This window comes from Pseudoroseicyclus sp. H15 (genome assembly GCF_054353345.1).
In genome coordinates this window covers 210,906-228,088 of sequence record NZ_JBTHJE010000005.1, presented here as the reverse complement: position 1 = coordinate 228,088, position 17,183 = coordinate 210,906, and the positions used below count along the sequence as shown (strand labels likewise).

At 69.9% G+C, this 17,183-nt stretch carries 15 protein-coding genes; 8 read left to right on the top strand and 7 right to left on the bottom strand.

Going from position 1 to position 17,183, the window contains the following annotated elements:
* Positions 1-177: 177 nt before the first annotated feature.
* From ACXN5S_RS11825 to ACXN5S_RS11815, 3 genes are all read right to left on the bottom strand, one after another.
* Positions 178-621, bottom strand: a complete 444-nt coding sequence (locus tag ACXN5S_RS11825; RefSeq protein WP_458605638.1) for a cupin domain-containing protein — start codon at positions 619-621, stop codon at positions 178-180.
* A gap of 63 nt (positions 622-684) precedes the next feature.
* Positions 685-1,692, bottom strand: coding sequence for a Hint domain-containing protein (locus ACXN5S_RS11820; protein ID WP_458605637.1), 1,008 nt, complete (start codon positions 1,690-1,692; stop codon positions 685-687).
* Positions 1,693-1,817: 125 nt separating this feature from the next.
* Entirely contained in the window at positions 1,818-2,702 is an 885-nt protein-coding gene (locus tag ACXN5S_RS11815; protein WP_458605636.1) for a lipid A-modifier LpxR family protein, read from the bottom strand.
* Between the two features lie 99 nt (positions 2,703-2,801).
* Between ACXN5S_RS11815 and ACXN5S_RS11810 the strand changes: the two genes are divergently transcribed.
* The 4 genes from ACXN5S_RS11810 (at position 2,802) to ACXN5S_RS11795 (ending at position 7,014) form a co-directional block, all read left to right on the top strand.
* The gene (locus ACXN5S_RS11810) at positions 2,802-3,356 is read left to right on the top strand and encodes a thioredoxin family protein (RefSeq protein ID WP_458605635.1); all 555 of its coding nucleotides are present in this window, start codon (positions 2,802-2,804) and stop codon (positions 3,354-3,356) included.
* Between the two features lie 162 nt (positions 3,357-3,518).
* Positions 3,519-5,273: an FAD-dependent oxidoreductase gene (locus tag ACXN5S_RS11805; protein WP_458605634.1), complete on the top strand. Its 1,755-nt coding sequence runs from the start codon at positions 3,519-3,521 to the stop codon at positions 5,271-5,273.
* Positions 5,273-5,707: a PPC domain-containing DNA-binding protein gene (locus tag ACXN5S_RS11800; RefSeq protein WP_458605633.1), complete on the top strand. Its 435-nt coding sequence runs from the start codon at positions 5,273-5,275 to the stop codon at positions 5,705-5,707. The genes ACXN5S_RS11805 and ACXN5S_RS11800 overlap by 1 nt, the downstream gene beginning before the upstream one ends.
* Before the next feature lie 203 nt (positions 5,708-5,910).
* Entirely contained in the window at positions 5,911-7,014 is a 1,104-nt protein-coding gene (locus ACXN5S_RS11795) for a 5-methyltetrahydropteroyltriglutamate--homocysteine S-methyltransferase (RefSeq protein WP_458605632.1), read from the top strand.
* A gap of 178 nt (positions 7,015-7,192) precedes the next feature.
* On the opposite strand, the gene ACXN5S_RS11790 is transcribed toward ACXN5S_RS11795, so the two are convergent.
* Positions 7,193-9,451, bottom strand: coding sequence for an adenosylcobalamin-dependent ribonucleoside-diphosphate reductase (locus ACXN5S_RS11790; protein WP_458605631.1), 2,259 nt, complete (start codon positions 9,449-9,451; stop codon positions 7,193-7,195).
* Positions 9,452-9,540: 89 nt separating this feature from the next.
* Between ACXN5S_RS11790 and ACXN5S_RS11785 the strand changes: the two genes are divergently transcribed.
* Entirely contained in the window at positions 9,541-9,990 is a 450-nt protein-coding gene (locus ACXN5S_RS11785; RefSeq protein ID WP_458605630.1) for a DUF1489 family protein, read from the top strand.
* Positions 9,991-10,095: 105 nt separating this feature from the next.
* On the opposite strand, the gene ACXN5S_RS11780 is transcribed toward ACXN5S_RS11785, so the two are convergent.
* Together ACXN5S_RS11780 and ACXN5S_RS11775 are read right to left on the bottom strand one after the other, a co-directional pair.
* A complete protein-coding gene (locus tag ACXN5S_RS11780) occupies positions 10,096-10,680 on the bottom strand; it encodes a hypothetical protein (RefSeq protein ID WP_458605629.1) in 585 nt (194 codons plus the stop codon).
* Positions 10,677-11,279, bottom strand: coding sequence for a riboflavin synthase (locus ACXN5S_RS11775; RefSeq protein ID WP_458605628.1), 603 nt, complete (start codon positions 11,277-11,279; stop codon positions 10,677-10,679). The genes ACXN5S_RS11780 and ACXN5S_RS11775 overlap by 4 nt, the downstream gene beginning before the upstream one ends.
* A 151-nt stretch (positions 11,280-11,430) precedes the next feature.
* Between ACXN5S_RS11775 and ACXN5S_RS11770 the strand changes: the two genes are divergently transcribed.
* The 3 genes from ACXN5S_RS11770 (at position 11,431) to ACXN5S_RS11760 (ending at position 16,012) form a co-directional block, all read left to right on the top strand.
* Positions 11,431-12,720 carry a capsule biosynthesis protein gene (locus tag ACXN5S_RS11770; RefSeq protein ID WP_458605627.1) on the top strand — a complete coding sequence of 430 codons (1,290 nt, stop codon included), beginning with the start codon at positions 11,431-11,433 and terminating at the stop codon, positions 12,718-12,720.
* Positions 12,721-12,881: 161 nt separating this feature from the next.
* Complete coding sequence (locus tag ACXN5S_RS11765) at positions 12,882-14,018, top strand: polysaccharide biosynthesis/export family protein (RefSeq protein WP_458605626.1); 1,137 nt, start codon at positions 12,882-12,884, stop codon at positions 14,016-14,018.
* Positions 14,015-16,012, top strand: a complete 1,998-nt coding sequence (locus ACXN5S_RS11760; protein ID WP_458605625.1) for a capsular polysaccharide biosynthesis protein — start codon at positions 14,015-14,017, stop codon at positions 16,010-16,012. Before ACXN5S_RS11765 ends, ACXN5S_RS11760 begins: the two co-directional genes overlap by 4 nt.
* A gap of 73 nt (positions 16,013-16,085) precedes the next feature.
* Here the strand turns inward: ACXN5S_RS11760 and ribD are convergent, their stop codons facing one another.
* Positions 16,086-17,183, bottom strand: a complete 1,098-nt coding sequence (gene ribD / locus ACXN5S_RS11755; RefSeq protein ID WP_458605624.1) for a bifunctional diaminohydroxyphosphoribosylaminopyrimidine deaminase/5-amino-6-(5-phosphoribosylamino)uracil reductase RibD — start codon at positions 17,181-17,183, stop codon at positions 16,086-16,088.

Here is a 17,183-nt window from a genome sequence, read left to right as displayed (position 1 = left end):
CGCGCAGCTTGGTCCGAAAACCGGTAGCCACTTTTCGGGCTGCGCTTAGTCGAAGGGCGTTGTCCTCTCCCCGGATTTTGCCGGGTCGACAGGCTTCCCCTCGCGGGGGCCACCAACACCAATGAATTCGGGGCCTATAGGCAGGGCCGGGGCGGGAGTCAACGGCTGTTGCCGTGCTCAGGTGTCGCCCTCCTGCAGGATCGTGCCGTCGTCCTGCTCCAGCCGCCAGCGGGGCGGCTCGTGGTAGAGCGTGTTGCCCTCGTCGGGGTAGCGCACGTTATCGACCTCGGGGTTGGTGCCGAGCACCAGATAGGTGACGGGCGCGTCGGACGTGTTGAGCACGTGATGTGCATTCTCCACCCCCGCCGGCCAGCAGCACACATCGCCAGGCAGCAGCGGTTGCGGGCCGTTGTCATCCACAAGCGTCGCCTCACCGGAGACCATGTAGAGAAACTCGTCCTCGTTCTGGTGCCAGTGCCGCCGGGCCGAGCGGTCGCCCGGCTGCAGCGTGACGAGATTGGCGCCGAGCCGCATGCCGGCGGCCTCGCCGAAGCGCACTTCCATGCGCGGGGCGGAACCTTCGACATGCGTGGCCGCGAGGCTGCCGGATTTTATGAGCATGGGCGTGACCCTCTGTTTGATGCCGGCGATGCTAGCCGATCCGCCGCGAGGATGCAGCCAGTCTCAGGCGCTCGCCAGAATGGCGGCCTCGCTGGCGGAGAGGATGCGGCGGGCATAGGGGCCGTAATCGTCGGCCGTGGGGAGCTGCACGCTCATGCCGTGCAGACCCTCACCGGTGCTGTCCTTGTCCGCCGTGGCGGGGTGGAAGCTTTCGGTCTCGACGCCGTTGGCGAAGACGATCTCATGCGCCGGCAGCAGCAGGTGGATGTAGGTGACATCGCCCCGCCCCCGCTCGCGCAGTACCAGCCGGTCGTCGACGAGATCGGCGGCGGCGACCAGCACCTCGTCCTCGCCGAAGAGCCGCCGGGCGCGGGCGCCCTTCATCAGCAGCCGGTGATCGGGCGAGACGGTCAGCCCGGCATCCGGCACGCCGTCGCCCAGCGCATGGGGGCGCAGGCGAACGGGGGCGAGCCAGGGCATCGCGGCGATGCGGGCACCGGTCAGGCGGCGGTGGCCAAGCCAGAGCACGGGCTGGAAGCCGTTGTCCTTGGTCTGCACCCGGCTACCCTCGCGTAGCCGCTCAACCGGCATGGGGCCGCGATCGGTGCGGATCATCGTGCCGGGCGTGAAGCAGACAACGCCGCCGGCGCGGGCTTCGGGGCGCGCGCCCGGCGCCTGCCGGTGCCGCACGATCCAGAGCTCGCCGGTCTGCGGCGGCACATGGCCGGTGAAGGCGAGCAGCGGGTCGCGGCCAGGGCGAGATGCGATCAGGCGACCGGCCCAGCTCCGCCGGCCATCGGTGACGATGAGCGCCTCGGCCTCATCGCTGCCATCGTCTTCCGCCTCAATCGGCGCACCGCGCACCGACAGGGCGGCGCGGCGGCGCAGCGCCTCGGCGCCGGAGGCCGGCCCGAGCGGCAGGATATCGGCGGGGCCGTCGACGCGAAGGGCATGGCCGGACCAGCCGAAAGGCAAGCCGGGGCGCAGGTTCGCAATGCTCGGCGCGCGCGCGCCATCCACCCGGATCTGCGCCCAGGATATCACGTAGATGCCGCCGTGGTCCTGCATCATGCGGGGGCTGCCTGCTTGCTCGGCCCGGTCGTGGCGCCGGGTTCTTGCGCCATCCTAGCCAGCCGCAGGCCGGCCGGGCAAGTTTTCCTGATATTTCGGGAGCCTCTGTTGCGCCGCCGCTGCGCCTAGAACCGCAAGGTGAGGCTGAGCGAGCCGACGAGCTGCCCCTCTCTCTGCCCCTCGAATTCGGGCGACAGCCAGGTCAGGCCGTAGAACAGCCCTGCCCCGCTCTCCGCCCGCCAATGCAGCCCGGCCCGCGCCCGCCACGGCACCTCTGCCGGGGCCGGGCCGCCCGGCGGCAGGAAGGCGCTGTCTGCCAGCGTGCCGATATCGGCGCCGACGGTCAGCGCCAAGCCGGGCGCGGTGCCATAGGCCGGCAGCAGCTGGCCCGTCACCTCGTCGCGCACCAGCATGGCGCCGCTGAGCGCCGGGCCGAGCACCAGGTCTCCGCCGACACGCAGCCGCTCCTCTACCCCCGTGCGCCCCGCCGCAAAGGGGCGCAGCGTCGCGCCGCCCACCGCCTCACCGAGCGACAAGGGCCAGGCCGCCTCGACCAGCGCGCCGAAGTGCGACTGGTCCGGCAGCTCGCTCGTCGCCCCGCGCGGCGGGGCAAAGCCGAAGCGCTCGTGAAAGGCGATCTGCCCATCGGCGAGGCCGGTCGACGGGCCCATCCGCGTCGCCTCCACCCCATACGAGAGCGCCAGCGGCCCCGCCGCCTGATGCGCGATGACGGCGGCGGAGAGCGCGGTGGCATAGGGCCGCTCGACAGCGCCGATCCACGGCATGACGATCTGGCTGCGCAGACGCCATTCCAGCAGCCGGCCTGGCCGCTCCTGCAGGGCAGGGCCGGCACCAGTGAGGGCGGAAAACGTATAGGCGCCGCTCTGCCAGCGGTCATGCCCGTCGCCGATGTAATCGTTGGTGAAGGCATGGGCGTAGCCCAGCGTCTGCCACTCCGCCGCCTGAGCGGCGGGGGCGGCGAAAAGGAAAAGAGCGAGCAGCCAGCGCATGGCGCGACGCTGCGCGGAAGCCGCCGGCCCGGTCAAGCGGAAGATTGCCCCTGCGGCCCGGCGGGCTAGCATGAAAGGCAGACCAGCAAGGAGATCCCCATGGCCGCCACACCGCCCACCTGCGATTTCGGCTGGAAGGCCGTGCCCTTCACCCTCGTCGGCACCGATGGCCGCCCGCATGCCTTGCAGGGCCTGACCGGGCCGAAGGGCCTTGTGCTGATGTTCATCTGTAACCACTGCCCCTATGTGCTCGGCGTGCTCGACCGGCTGAAGAATGAGGCCGAAGCGCTGCAGGCCATCGGCATCGGTGTCGCGGCCATCTGCGCCAACGATGCCGAAGCCTATCCCGCCGACAGCTTCGAAAAGATGAAGGAGATGGCCGAGCGCGAGGCGTTCCCCTTCCCCTATCTGCATGACGAAACGCAGGAGATCGCCCGTGTCTACGGCGCCGCCTGCACGCCGGATTTCTTCGGTTTCAACGCCGATCTGGAGCTGCAATACCGCGGCCGGCTCGACAGCGCCGGCAAGGACAAGGCTGGGCCCGACACGCGCCGCGAACTCTTCGAGGCGATGAGCCAGGTCGCCGAAACCGGCGAGGGCCCGCGCGAGCAGACACCCTCCATGGGCTGCTCGATCAAGTGGAAGGCGGCCTGAGGGCAGCCCGGCCCCACCTGCGCGCCCCATCGTCGCGCCCCATGCGAAATACGCCGCGGCCTCTTGCGGGCGGCGCCCTGCTTGGGCGAAGTGGCCCCGCAGGTGCAGGCTGGAGGGCCGGCGCCGGCGGGAGGATTTCATGACCAGGGAGGAGCGGTAGCCATGGCCGACATCAATACAGACGTTCTCATCATCGGCACGGGCCCGGCCGGCTCGGCCACTGCGGCGCTGCTGTCATCCTACGGGATCGAGAACATGGCCGTGAACCGCTACCGCTGGCTCGCCAACTCTCCCCGCGCCCATATCACCAACCAGCGGGCGATGGAGGTGCTGCGCGACCTCGGCCCCGCGGTGGAGGAAGAGGCCTACCAGCAATCGACACATCAGGATCTGCTGGGCAACAACGTCTTCTGCGAAAGCCTTGCCGGCGAAGAGCTGGGCCGCATGAAGAGCTGGGGCAACCACCCGCTCAGCCGGGCCGAGCATCAGCTCTCGTCGCCCTGCCACATGAACGACCTGCCGCAGACCTATATGGAGCCGCTGCTCTTCAAGACGGCCTGCTCGCGCGGCACGCAGGCGCGGATGAGCACCGAATACCTTAGCCACGAACAGGATGCCGAGGGGGTGACGACCACCTGCCTCGACCGGCTGACGGGCAAGGAAATCACCATCCGCTCGAAATATCTGGTCGGCGCCGATGGCGGCAATTCCAAGGTTGCCGACAATTGCGGCCTGCCCTTCGAGGGCGAGATGGCTGTCGACGGCTCGATGAACATCGTCTTCCGCGCCGACCTAACCAAATACGTCGCCCACCGGCCCAGCGTGCTCTACTGGATCATGCAGCCCGGCGCCGATGTCGGCGGCATCGGCATGGGCGTGGTGCGCATGGTGCGCCCGTGGAACGAATGGCTGATCATCTGGGGCTACGACATCAACGAGCCGCCGCCCAAGGTCGACGAGGCGATGGCCACCAAGATCGCCCGCCAGCTCGTCGGCGACCCCGAGCTCGAGATCGAGCTGCTTTCTGCCAATACCTGGACGGTGAACGACCGCTACGCCACCAAGATGCGCGACGGCCGGGTCTTCATCATGGGCGATGCCGCGCACCGGCACCCGCCGTCGAACGGCCTTGGCTCGAACACCTCGATTCAGGACGGGTTCAACCTGGCCTGGAAGCTGGCGGCGGTGCTGAAGGGCCAGGCCGGTGAGGGCCTGCTGGAAAGCTACGATGCCGAGCGCACGCCCATCGCCAAGCAGATCGTCACCCGCGCCAACCAGTCGCGCGGCGAGTTCGGGCCGATCTTCGAGGCGCTGGGCATGGGCGGCGGCGTCTCTGCCGAGCAGATGCAGGCCAACATGGATGCCCGCGCCGCCTCGACTCCCGAGGCCGAGGATCAGCGCGCCAAGCTGCGCGCCGCCATCGCCTTCAAGAAATACGAGTTCGACGCGCATGGCGTCGAGATGAACCAGCGCTATCGCTCCTCCGCCATCGCTTCTGACGGCACCGAAGAGCCGGCGTTCGAGGCCGATCCCGTGCTGCATTTCCAGCAGACCACCTGGCCCGGCGCCCGCCTGCCGCATGCCTGGCTCTTCGATGCCTCCGGGGCTCAGGCCTCGACGCTGGATCTCTGCGGTCATGGCGAATGGACGCTGCTCACCGGCCTTGGCGGCGAGCCCTGGGCGGCGGCGGCAGAGGCCGTGGCAGCCGAGCTGGGCGTGCCGCTAAACGCGCATGTCATCGGCCCGCGGCAGGAGTGGCAGGACCATACCGGCGACTGGGCCCGCGCCCGCGAGGTCGGCGATGCCGGCTGCGTGCTGGTGCGGCCCGATCACCACGTCGCCTGGCGCTCTGCCGGGCTGGCGGACGATCCGCAGGCTGAGCTGACGCGCGTCATGCGCAGCGTCCTGTCGCTCTGATGGCGCTGGGCGGCGGCTGGCGCGACGAGGCGACGCGCTTCGTCGCGCTCCGCCTCGTGCCGGGGCAGGATCTGCGCGCCGAGGTCGAGGCCGCGTTCGCCGCCGCAAGGGAGGAATGGGAGGCGACGGCCGGCTTCGTCGCCTCCTGCGCGGGCAGCCTGCACGACGCCCTCATCCGCCCCGCCGACCGCGACGAGCCCCTGCGCGTGGCCGGCCCGCTGGAGATCGTCTCGCTCTCCGGCACCCTCTCGCCCGACGGGCCGCATCTGCACATTGCGGTGGGGGATGCGGAGGGCAGAATGCACGGCGGCCACCTGCTGGGGGGCTGCGAAGTGCGCACGACGGCAGAGCTGGTGCTCGGCCTGACCGACGCCGTGCGGTTCCACCGCGAGCTCGATGTGCGCACGGGCTGGCGCGAGCTGGAGATCGACTGAGGGGCGGGTGGCCGCGTGGCGGGCTGAAGCCCACCCTTCAAACCGCGGCTCCGGATGCGCTCTCTCGTAAGGCCTGTTTCAGCCCGCCACCTCGTGACTCAACCGCATGATCCTCATGAAGATTACGGGCCCCGCCCGCCGTTGACCGCCACCCCAGCGCCGCCGATATCTCACCCTCCCGCCCTAACCCGGAAGGCCCTCCCATGCCCAAAGCTCCGCATCGCGCCGACCATGTCGGCTCTCTCCTGCGCCCCGCCGCCGTGGCCGAGGCCCGCGCCGCCGGCCTCAAGGGCGAAGCTCTCCGCGAAGTCGAGGACGCCGGCATCCGCGATCTCGTCGCCCTCCAGGCCTCCACCGGCATCAAGGTCTTCACCGATGGCGAGGCGCGCCGCGCCTTCTGGCATTACGACTTCATGGGCATGCTGAACGGGCTCGACATCAAGCCTGCCACCCGCTCGCTGCCCTTCCAGACAGAGCACAAGACCCCGCCGATCGAGCCGCACCTGACGGGGCCGCTCTCCTTCCCCGCCGATCACCCGATGCTGGAGCACTTCCGCTACCTCGCCTCGCTGACCCCCGCAGGCGCCGTGCCCAAGATCTCCATCCCCGGCCCCTCCGCCACGCATTTCCGCACGCCCCCCGAGAACATCGACCACGCCGCCTACCGCGACCCCGAGGCGATGTTCGAAGACCTGATCACCACCTACAAGTCGGCCGTGCAGGCCTTCTACGACGCCGGCTGCCGCTACCTGCAGCTCGATGACATCTTCTTCGCCTATCTAGGCGACGAGACTCAGCGCGAAGAGCGCCGCGCCATGGGCCAGGACCCAGACTGGCTGATCGACCGCTACGCCTGGATGCTGGGCGAGGCCATCAAGGACCGGCCGGACGACATGGTCATCGGCATGCACATGTGCCGCGGCAACTTCCGCTCGGCCCATGTCGCCTCGGGCGGCTATGACGCGGCGGCGGATGCGATCTTCAACAAGACCTCTGTCGATGTCTATTTCATGGAATACGACACCGACCGCGCCGGCGGGCTTGAGCCGCTGCGCCTGCTGCCCAAGGGCGACAAGCGCGTCATGGCCGGCTTCATCACCACCAAGACGCCCGAGCTGGAAAGCCTCGACTGGCTGAAGCAGAAGTTCGACGAGGCGTCGAAATACGTCGACCTCGATCAGCTCGGCATCGCCCCGCAATGCGGCTTCGCCTCCACCGAGCACGGCAACCTCGTCAGCGAAGACGACGAGAAGCGCAAGCTGGAGCTGGTGGTGCAGACGGCGGAGGCGATCTGGGGCGAGGTGTAGGGCCCGCCGCGCCGGCGCATGGCCGCCGGCGCGATATCGCTTCTTAGTCAAAGCCTCCCGATCCGCGCCGCAGGCGCCGGGCGGACGCCCCGCCCGTCCAGGCGACCTCACATGTCGAGAGCAACGCGGGGGGCACCGCATCGCGCCGAAGCCTACGGCATGACAGGGCGCCGCCCCCTCACCCGCACTTGCTGAACCCACAATTCCCACATGTCAGGCAGCCTTCCTGCATGTGCAGCTCATAGCTCCCGCATGACGGGCAGGCCTTCCCCGGCCGCCCGCCCGTCAGCAGCTCCGCCTGCGGGTCGCTCTTCAGGCCCGAGCCCGCCGCCTCGAGGAAGCCGATGGCGACCATGTGCTCCTCGATCACCCCGCCGATGGCGGCGAGGATCGAGGGGATGTACTTGCCCTTCATCCACGCCCCGCCGCGCGGGTCGAACACCGCCTTCAGCTCTTCCACCACGAAGCTGACGTCGCCACCCCGCCGGAAGACGGCGGAGATCATCCGCGTCAAAGCCACCGTCCAGGCGAAATGCTCCATGTTCTTGGAGTTGATGAAGATCTCGAACGGCCGCCGGTGGCCGCCCACGATCACGTCGTTGATCGTGATGTAGATGGCGTGCTCGCTCTCCGGCCATTTCAGCTTGTAGGTGTTCCCCTCCAGCGTCGTCGGCCGCTCCAGGGGTTCGGAGAGGTAGACGACCTCGCCCCCCTCCTCGGCCACCAGCGCCGGGGCCGGCGCCTCCTGGCTGACGGAGAGGACCGAGCCGGTCACGTCGTTCGGGCGATAGGTCGTGCAGCCCTTGCAGCCGGTCTCATAGGCCTGAAGGTAGACCTCCTTGAACGCCTCGAAGCCGATATCCTCCGGCACGTTGATCGTCTTGGAAATCGAGCTGTCGACCCATTCCTGCGCCGCCGCCTGCATGCGCACATGCGCGGCGGGGCTGAGCGTCTGCGCGTCGATGAAGGCCGGGGGCAGGCCCTCGCCGCCTTGCGCGCGCCAGATCTGGAGCGCGTAGTCGACGACCTCCTCCTCGGTGCGGGAGCCGTCTTTCTGCAGCACCTTGCGGGTGTAGGCAGCGGCAAACACCGGCTCGATGCCCGAGGAGACGTTGCCCGCGTAGAGCGAGATCGTCCCCGTCGGCGCGACGGAGGTGAGGAGGGCGTTGCGGATGCCGTGGGTGCGGATGGCCTCGCGCACGTCGTCATCCATCTGCGCCATGGTGCCGGAGGCGAGGAAGGGCTCGGCGTCGAACAGCGGGAAGGGCCCCTTCTCCTTGGCGATCTCGACAGAGGCGAGATAGGCCGCCCGCGCGATGGCTTTCATCCAGGCCCGCGTCTGGGCGACGGCGCCCTCGGTGCCGTATTCCAGCCCCAGCATCACCAGCGCATCGGCGAGCCCGGTGACCCCGAGGCCGATCCGCCGCTTCGCCTGCGCCTCGGCGCGCTGCTCTTCCAGCGGGAAGCGCGAGGCGTCGACGGTGTTGTCCATCATCCGCACCGCATCGCCGACCAGCTCCGCCAGCTCCGCCTCGTCGATGCGCGGCGCCTCGCCGTAGGGGTCGCGCACCAGCCGGGCGAGGTTGATCGAGCCGAGGAGGCAGGCGCCATAGGGCGGCAGGGGCTGCTCGCCGCAGGGGTTCGTCGCCGCGATGGTCTCCGCGTAGGCCAGGTTGTTCATCTTGTTGATGCGGTCGATGAAGATCACGCCTGGCTCGGCGTAATCGTAGGTCGCCTTCATGATCCGGTTCCACAGGTCGCGCGCCGGCAGCGTCTTGTAGACGCGGCCATCGAAGACCAGCTCCCACGGGGCGTCGGCCTTCACGGCTTCCATGAAGGGGTCGGTCACCAGCACCGAGAGGTTGAACATGCGCAGGCGCGCCGCGTCGCTCTTGGCCTCGATGAAGGCCTCCACATCGGGGTGATCGCAGCGCAGCGTCGCCATCATCGCGCCGCGGCGCGAGCCGGCGGACATGATGGTCCGGCACATCGCGTCCCACACATCCATGAAGCTCAGCGGCCCCGAGGCATCCGCAGCCACCCCGTGCACCGCCGCGCCCTTGGGGCGGATGGTGGAGAAATCGTAGCCGATGCCACCGCCCTGCTGCATGGTCAGGGCCGCTTCCTTCAGCGCATCGAAGATGCCGCCCATCGTGTCGGGGATGGTGCCCATGACGAAGCAGTTGAAGAGCGTCACGCTCCGCGCCGTCCCGGCCCCGGCGGTGATGCGCCCGGCGGGCAGGAAGCGGAAATCTTCCAGCGCCTTGGCGAAGCGCCCCTCCCAGGCCGCGGGCTCCGTCTCCACGCCCGCCAGCGCGGCCGCGATGCGGGCCCAGGTGGCCTCGACGGAGGCGTCGACCGGCGTGCCGTCCGCCTCCTTCAGGCGGTACTTCATGTCCCAGATCTGTTCGGCGATGGGCGCGGCGAAGCGGGTCATGGGTGAGGCTCCCGTCTGACGGAATTGCGAAGGGTGATGACTGGCAGAATCGGGGGGACCGATCTACCTACCACATGTGGGGGTGCATTATGCCGAAGTCTACCAGCTCAGGGCCAGCCCTGCATCTGATAAAACTCTCCGTCGGCACCGATGACGTGACCGACCTCGCCACCTGGCAGAAGCTCTACAAGGCGCAGACGGATGACGGCCAACCGCGCCATGTGACCCGCATGTGGCCGAAGCGCTCGGACGAGCTGCTCGCCGGCGGCTCGATCTACTGGGTGATCAAGGGCTTCATCCAGGCGCGCCAGCGCATCATCCGCCTCGACGAGGTCGACCGGGGCGACGGCATCCGCCGCTGCGCCATCGTGCTCGACCGCGAGCTGCACCGCACCGCCGCCGTGCCCCGCAAGCCCTTCCAGGGCTGGAGATACCTCCAGCCCGGCGACGCCCCGCCAGACCTACCCCCCGGCCGCGAGGCCGAAGAGGCCCTGCCCCTCGAACTCAGCCGCGCCCTCGCCGATATCGGCGTTCTCTAGCCGCGCGCTCTCCGCCCTGCCCCCTCGTCTTTGCTCCAGCAAAATCCTCGGGGGGTGAATTGGCCAAAGGCCAAGAGGGGGGCAGACAGCCCCCCAATCGCCCTCTCAGCCCACGCTCCCGCCGAAATACCTCTCGGCCCCCAGATAGCCCGCCAGCCGCCCGGCCTCGGCCCAAAGCCGCTCCTCGCCGGTGTCGCCCACCAGTACGCAGGCATCACCGGGCCGCCCGCCAAGGGCCTCTCCCATACGTCCCCGCATCTCGCCCCAGCCCGCGAAGGGGCGGGGGGCGGGATGCGCGGCGTCCAAAAGCGGTAGAAGCGCCTCCGGCAGCACCGGCGCCCGGGCGAGGCCGATGCGGGCGGCGCCTTCGATCTCTTCGAGTTTTTCGGCCACCTCTTCCGGCGGCGCGGCACCGGCCTTCAGAATCCGCAGAGCGTTGGTGGAAAACAGAAAGCCGATCACGTCGCGCCCGGTCGAGGCGCGGATGCCGGCATAGGTCTTGTAGGGCAGCCCCAGCTCCCCGGCGCGGGCCACGCGGCGGCGCACCACCTCCAGCGGCAGCGTGGGAAGCAGGTCTCGCCGGGCCTTCGCCCAGGCATGGCGCCGCCACGTGAAACCGGCATCCAGGCTCGGCCCGCCATTGTGGCCGAGGCCGCCCGGCAGGGCGGACGAGGCGCCCGCGCCGCTCATTCCCACTCCCTCAGCCGCGCCACGTAACGGGCCATGGTATCGACCTCCAGGTTGATCGCATCGCCCTCTTTGGCGCGCCCCCAGGTCGTGACCTCCTTGGTATGCGGGATGACGTTCACACCGAACAGCGCCCCATCCACCTCGTTCACCGTCAGCGACGTGCCGTTCAGCGCCACCGAGCCCTTCGGCGCGATGAACTTGGCCAGCTCCTCCGGCGCCCGAAAGGTCATCCGGGTCGAATCGCCCTCGTCCCTCAGGCTCACCAGCTCGGCCACACCATCGACATGCCCCGCCACGATATGGCCGCCCAGCTCGTCGCCCACCTTCAGCGCGCGCTCCAGGTTCAGGATCTGCCCCTGCTCCCAGCCATTCCGGCCGATATTCGTCTTCGACAGGGTCTCGGCGCTCACCTGCACCTCGAACCACGGCTTCGGCTCGCTGCCCTTGGTCACCACCGTCAGACACACGCCATCGCAGGCGATCGAAGCACCGATGGCGATGCCGTCCACGTCGTAGCTGCAGCCGATGCGGGCGCGCATGTCGCCCTCGGCGCGAACCTGCAGCACCTCGCCCAGATCCGTGATAATGCCCGTAAACATGATGGCCCTCCTGGCTCTGACCCTCGATTTCGCCCGGCCGCGCCCCGCGGGACGGCCTGGCGTCATTTCCCAATTGCTGCCCCTTTTCCGCCGCAACGAAAAGGTAGCCCCTTGCCGCACAGACCGCCTGTGAGGATGTGAGGAGACAGCCATGGCCAGACAAGAGGCAGAGCGCCGCTTTCTCTTCCTGCAGGGCCCGCACGGCCCCTTCTTCCACCGGCTGGGCCGGATGCTCACCGCCGCCGGGGCCGAGGTGCACCGCGTCGGCTTCAATGCCGGCGACCGGGCCTTCTGGATGGGCGCGCCGAATTACATCCCCTATTACGGCGGGCCGGAGGATTGGCCGGAAACCTTCGCCGGCATCGCCCACGCGCATGGCATCACCGATATCGTGCTCTATGGCGACACGCGGCCCGTTCATGCCGCGGCCGTCGCCCGCGCCAAGGCCTTGCGCCTGCGCGTGCATGTCTTCGAGGAAGGCTACATGCGCCCCTGGTGGGTGACCTACGAGCGCGGCGGCTCCAACGGCCATTCGCGGCTGATGGACATGAGCATCGCCGATATGGCGACGGCGCTGGAGATGTCCGACCTCGACGTGCCAGAGCCGCCCGCCCATTGGGGCGACATGCGCCAGCACATCTTCTACGGCGCGCTCTACCACTGGTTCCTGCTGTTCCGGAACAAGGACTATGCCCAGTTCAAGCCGCACCGCGAGCTGCCGATCTGGACCGAGGCCAAGCTCTACACCCGCCGCCTGGCGCTGATGCCCTGGCTGGCGCTGGAGCGCATGGCCCGCACCGCCCGCATCACCCGGGGCGGCTTTCCCTATCACCTCGTGCTGATGCAGCTGGAGCATGACAGCTCCTTCCAGGTGCATTCCCCCTTCGAGACGATGGAAGAGTTCATGAACGTGGTGGTCGAAGGCTTTGCCCGCGGCGCGCCCCGGCACCACCACCTCGTCTTCAAGGCCCACCCGCTGGAGAATGGCCGCGCCCCCTACCGCGCCCTGCTCGCCCGGCTGGCCGAGCGGCACGGGCTGACGGGCCGGGTGCATTACGTACCGGGCGGCAAGCTCGCGCGCCTGCTCAACCATGCCCGCACGGCGGTAACGGTCAATTCCACCGCCGCGCAGCAGGTGCTCTGGCGGGGCATCCCCCTGAAGGTGTTCGGCAAGGCTGTCTATGCCAAGGAGGAATTCGTCTCCACCCAGCCGCTGCCGGAGTTCTTCGCCCAGCCCACGCGGCCCGACGGGCGCGCCTATCGCGACTACCGGCGCTACCTGCTGGAAACCTCGCAATTGCCCGGCGGCTTCTATTCCACCTCCGGCCGCCGCCAGCTGATGCGCCAGGTCGTCGACATGATGCTGGCCGCCGAAGACCCCTACGATGCCCTCCGCTCCGGCCACGCCGGCCCCCGGCAGAGCTTGCGTCTCGTCCCCTAGCCGCAACGACATCTCGCCCCGGGCGGCCCCGAACGCGGCGCGGGCGCAACACCTTGGCGCCCCCGGGGCGGCGAAACCCCAAGGATATCTCGCTTTACGGTGAAAGTTCTTTAGGTTGCAGCCCAAAGCTGAGGCAAAAGAACAGGTCAGGAGACCGGGCAGTGATCTTTACATCCACGCGCATCGCGCGGGGCGTCGCAGCCCTTGCGGCCCTCACGCTCCTTGCCACCTGCGGCCTGCCGCGCAGCGGCCCCAGCCGCGACGAGATCTACGCCGGCTCGGTGCTGCGCGAAGGCGACAGTTTCATCCTCGTGGTCGATGACCGCATCAACCTGATCGCGGGCGTCTCGCCCTCGCTCGGCTTCTCGAACAGCTTCATCAACGCCGGCGTCCTCGGCTCCGATACAATCCAGCCGGGCGATATCCTCGGCCTGACGATCTGGGAGAATGTCGACGACGGCCTGCTGGTGCCCACCGGCCAGAACGCCACGGTGCTCGACGAGGTCCAGGTCGACGGGTCGGGCTTCATCTTCGTGCCTTATGCCGGCCGCATCCGCGCCGCCGGCAACACGCCCGAGGCGGTGCGCCGCATCATCTCCGAACAGCTCGAAGAGCAGACCCCCGACCCGCAGGTGCAGGTGCGCCGTCTCGCCGGCGACGGCTCCACCGTCTCGGTGGTCGGCGCCGTCGGCGCGCAGGGCGTCTATCCGATCGAGCGACCGACGCGCACGCTGGCCGCCATGCTGGCCGAGGCCGGCGGCGTGACCATCGAGCCCGAGATCGCCCAGGTCACCGTGGTACGCGGCGGCCAGCGCGCCACCGCCTGGTTCACCGACGTCTACGATTATCCGCAGAACGACATCCCGCTGCGCGCCGGCGACCGCATCGTGGTGGCAGAGGATACCCGCAGCTTCACCGCCCTCGGCGCCACCGGCGCGCAGGATCTGGTGCCGTTCGACAGCAAGACCATCAGCGCCATCGAGGCCATCGCCCAGGTCGGCGGCCTCTCGCCCACCTCGGCCGACCCGACGGGCGTCTTCGTCTTCCGCAACGAGCCCGAGGCCATCGCCCGCCAGCTTACCGGCGTGGAGACGCTGCAAGGCACGCAGCGCGTGGTCTATGTGCTCGATCTGACCCGGCCGAACGGCCTGTTCTACGCCCGCGACTTCGCCATCCGCGACGAAGACACGGTGTATGTGACAGAGGCGCCGTTCACCCAGTTCAGCAAGGTGATCGCCGCGATCACCGGCACGCTCACCTCGGTCGACACGCTCTCCTCGGCCGCCAGCTTCGAGTGACCGGATCAGGCAGCGCCGCCGCGGGGGAGACCTCGCGGCGGCTCTTTGTCTATAACGGCGGTTTCCTGAACCGCCGCATCCGCCGCATCCTCTCCCTCTCCGGCTACGAGCTGAGCTTCGGCCGCCCGGGGCCCGGTGATCTCGTCGGCCTCTGGGGCGCCTCGCCCACCAGCTGGCGGGGCGAGCGGGTGGCAGCCCGCTCCGGCGCCGGCATTCTGCGGGTCGAGGATGCCTTCCTGCGTTCGGTCCGCCCCGGCCGCAGCGGCGACGCGCCGCTCGGCCTGCTGATCGACGAGACCGGCCTGCATTTCGACGGCCGCGCGCCGAGTGATCTTGAGAACCTGCTCTCCACCCACCCGCTCGACGACCATGCCCTTTTGCAACGTTCCAAGGCGGTGATGGCCCGGCTTCGCGATGCCGATTTGTCCAAATACAACCAGCACGACCCAGGCCTCGCCCCGCCGCCCCCCGGCTACGTGCTGGTCATCGACCAGACAGCGGGCGACGCCTCGCTCCTCGGCGCGGGCCGCAACGACTTTCTGGAGATGCTCACCGATGCGCGCCTCGCCCATCCCGGCGCCCGCATCCTGCTGAAGACCCATCCGGAAACCCAGGCAGGTCACCGCCCCGGCCATTTCCGCGAGGGAGACCCCGGCGAACTCTATGACGCCCCCGTCTCGCCCCATGCGCTGCTCGAAGGCGCGATCGCCGTCTACACCTTCTCCTCGCAGCTCGGATTCGAGGCGATCCTCGCCGGCCACCGCCCGCATGTCTACGGCCAGCCCTTCTACGCCGGCTGGGATCTCACCGAAGACCGCGCCGATCTGCCCCGCCGCGGCCGCCGCCTGACCCGCGCCCAGCTCTTCGCCGCCGCCATGATCGTCGCGCCGCGCTGGTACTCGCCCTATCACGACCGGCTCTGCAGCCTGGAAGAGGTCATCGACACACTGGAGGCGGAGACGCGCGCCTGGCGCGAGGATCACCCCGGCTGGGTCGGCACGAACATTCGCCTCTGGAAGCGCCGCCCCCTCGGCGCCTTCCTCGGTACAGCTCACCCTGTGCGCTACGCCGACCCTCCGCCGAAGGCCGCCGCTCTTGCGGAGAAGACCGGCCGCCGCCTTCTCTCCTGGGCCGGCCGCGACGTGCCTGGCGCGGTGCAGGTGGAGGACGGGTTCCTGCGCTCGCGCGGCCTCGGGGCCGAGCTGGTGCCGCCGCTTTCCCTCGCCCTCGACGACCTCGGAATCTACTACGACCCGCGCCAGGAAAGCCGGCTGGAGCAGCTGATCAATGCCAGCGCCGCCCTGCCCGACCACGCCCGTGCCCGCGCCGAGGCTCTCGTCGCGGCGCTCATCGCCGCCGGCCTCTCCAAGTACAACCTCGGCGGCGCCACCCCCGCGCTGCCCGAGGGCCACCGCATCCTGGTGCCCGGCCAGGTGGAAGACGACGCCTCCATCCGCCTCGGCGCCGGAGAGGTGCGCACCAACCGCGCCCTCATCGAGGCCGCCCGCGCCGCCAATCCCGGCGCGCTCATCCTCTACAAGCCGCATCCAGACGTCGAAGCCGGCCTGCGCCCCGGCGCCGTCGAAGATGCCACCACCCTCGCCGACGCCGTGCTCAAAAACGCCGACCCCGTCGCTCTCCTCCGGGAGGTCGATGAGGTCTGGACGATCACCTCCACCCTCGGCTTCGAGGCCCTGCTCCGCGGCCTGCCTGTCACCACCCTCGGCCAGCCCTTCTACGCCGGCTGGGGCCTCACGACCGATCTCGGCGCCCCCCTGCCCCGCCGCACGGCCCGCCCAGATCTCACCGCCCTCGCCCATGCCGCCCTCATCGCCTATCCGCGCTACTTCGACCCCGTCACCCGCCGCCCCTGCCCGCCGGAGATCGCCCTCCACCGCCTCGCCACCGGCAGTATCCCGCATCCCGGCCGCGCCAACCGCCTCCTCGCCAAGGCGCAAGGCGCCCTCGCCTCCCGCGCCCATCTCTGGCGCTGAGCTTCCTCTCGCTTTTCTCGAAATATCCTCGGGGGGGCCGCAGGCGGGGGGCAGACAGCCCCCCTCCGTCCTCTCAGCCGGCGCTCCGCCAGACGCTCATCACATCGGCCCCCACCGGCCTGCTCTCCACGAGCCTGAGCCGCGGCGCCTCGGCCAGCGCACCCAACCCCATGGCCGCCAGCGCCGGGGTTCCCTCCGCGCCAATCGCGAGCCCCGCGGTGAAGAGCACCAGCTCATCCACCAGCCCGGCAGAGAGGAACGAGGCGGCCAGCCCGCCGCCGCCCTCGCAGAACACCCGCGTGATCCCCCGCGCGCCCAGCGCCTCCAACGCCCCGGCGGGGTCGATCTGGGTGCCCGCGACTGGCGCCTCGATCAGCTCCGCCCCCGCCGCAGCGAAGGGCTCCGCCGTCCCGGCGCGCAGCCCTGAGCCATGCAGCAGCCAGACCGGCGCATCGCGGGCGGTGCGCATCAGGTAGCTGTCCTGCGGCAGGTCGAGCCGGCGGGAAAGCACCACCCGCACGGGCTGCCGCCGCGCGTCGAAGCCGCGCAGGTTGAGCCGGGGGTCATCGGCCCGCGCCGTGCCGCCGCCGACCATCACCGCATCGTGCCGGGCGCGGAGCGCCTGCACGACGCTGCGGGCGGCGGGCCCGGTGATCCACTTGCTCTCGCCCGTCGCCGTGGCGATGCGCCCGTCGAGGCTTGCGGCGAGCTTCAGCGTCAGCCAGGGCCGCCCGGTGGAGAAGCGGCGGAGGAAACCGGCGAGGTCGTGCTCGGCTTCGTCCCGGCGCACGCCCTCGGTCACCTCGATGCCCGCCTCGCGCAGGATCGCCACGCCGCGACCCGCCACTCGGGGGTCCGGGTCGGAGGCGGCGATGACGACACGGGCCACCCCCGCCGCCACCAGCGCTTCAGCGCAGGGCGGGGTGTGGCCATGATGGGCGCAGGGTTCCAGCGTGACATAGGCGGTGGCGCCGCGCGCGGCGGCGCCGGCCATGGCCAGCGCTTGAGGTTCGGCATGGGGGCGGCCGCCCGGCGCTGTCCAGCCCCGGCCGACCACGCGGGGGCCATGGGCCATGACGCAGCCGACGGCGGGGTTGGGCCAGGCCTGGCCCATGGCGCGGCGGCCCAGCGCCAGGGCATGGGCCATGTGGCGCGCGTCGTCAGCGGCCAC

Bases quoted from the DNA above. Each gene is read 5' to 3' on its own strand.
- ACXN5S_RS11825 (WP_458605638.1), bottom strand. From the start codon at position 621: ATGCTCATAAAATCCGGCAGCCTCGCGGCCACGCATGTCGAAGGTTCC.
- ACXN5S_RS11820 (WP_458605637.1), bottom strand. From the start codon at position 1,692: ATGATGCAGGACCACGGCGGCATCTACGTGATATCCTGGGCGCAGATC.
- ACXN5S_RS11815 (WP_458605636.1), bottom strand. From the start codon at position 2,702: ATGCGCTGGCTGCTCGCTCTTTTCCTTTTCGCCGCCCCCGCCGCTCAG.
- ACXN5S_RS11810 (WP_458605635.1), top strand. From the start codon at position 2,802: ATGGCCGCCACACCGCCCACCTGCGATTTCGGCTGGAAGGCCGTGCCC.
- ACXN5S_RS11805 (WP_458605634.1), top strand. From the start codon at position 3,519: ATGGCCGACATCAATACAGACGTTCTCATCATCGGCACGGGCCCGGCC.
- ACXN5S_RS11800 (WP_458605633.1), top strand. From the start codon at position 5,273: ATGGCGCTGGGCGGCGGCTGGCGCGACGAGGCGACGCGCTTCGTCGCG.
- ACXN5S_RS11795 (WP_458605632.1), top strand. From the start codon at position 5,911: ATGCCCAAAGCTCCGCATCGCGCCGACCATGTCGGCTCTCTCCTGCGC.
- ACXN5S_RS11790 (WP_458605631.1), bottom strand. From the start codon at position 9,451: ATGACCCGCTTCGCCGCGCCCATCGCCGAACAGATCTGGGACATGAAG.
- ACXN5S_RS11785 (WP_458605630.1), top strand. From the start codon at position 9,541: ATGCCGAAGTCTACCAGCTCAGGGCCAGCCCTGCATCTGATAAAACTC.
- ACXN5S_RS11780 (WP_458605629.1), bottom strand. From the start codon at position 10,680: ATGAGCGGCGCGGGCGCCTCGTCCGCCCTGCCGGGCGGCCTCGGCCAC.
- ACXN5S_RS11775 (WP_458605628.1), bottom strand. From the start codon at position 11,279: ATGTTTACGGGCATTATCACGGATCTGGGCGAGGTGCTGCAGGTTCGC.
- ACXN5S_RS11770 (WP_458605627.1), top strand. From the start codon at position 11,431: ATGGCCAGACAAGAGGCAGAGCGCCGCTTTCTCTTCCTGCAGGGCCCG.